Raw genomic sequence first — 567 nt, 5'->3', positions numbered from 1 at the left:
ATCGCCCTACACCGGCTACAAGACCGACACCGTCGGTGCGCCGGTGATCAGCTACGAAGGCCGCCGATTCCATTTCCGTGGAGGCAGCTTCGGCTACACGCTGTTCGACAACGACAGCACGGAACTGTCGGTGCTGGCCGCGCCGTACATGATGCGCTTCAAACACAACGACAGCGACGACGTGCGCCTGCGCCAGCTGTCCAATCGCGGCTTCTCGGCGATGGCCGGCGTAGCGGTGCGGCACACCGCGCCGTGGGGCCTGGTGCAGGCCAACGTGCAGGCCGAAGTGAGTGGTCATGGCGGTGGCGTTTCCGCCGACGCCAAGTACGCCTATCCATTGCCCACCGGCCGCGTCACGCTGGTGCCCGGGGTCGGTGTGAACTACGCCGGCAGCGCCCTCAACGATTATTACTTCGGCGTCAGCGAAGCCGAAGCGCGGCGCAGCGGCCTGGCCCGCTATCGTGCCGGCAGCGGCGTATCGCCCTACATGGACCTGACCGCCGTGATGCCGCTCGGTGCGCACTGGACCGCGACCGCATCGGTACGCCGCTCCATCCTGTCCACTGC

1 protein-coding gene is annotated in these 567 nt (G+C 67.0%); it reads left to right on the top strand.

The genetic code is table 11. The features are described from left to right. Window positions 1-567 (top strand): MipA/OmpV family protein (locus tag ACXJKJ_RS31615; RefSeq protein WP_457395649.1); only part of this gene is annotated, 567 nt, incomplete at both ends.

The sequence above is a fragment of the Roseateles sp. P5_E1 genome (assembly GCF_054049335.1).
Note: the sequence above shows the minus strand (reverse complement) of the source record. Positions and strands in the feature narration are given on the sequence as shown.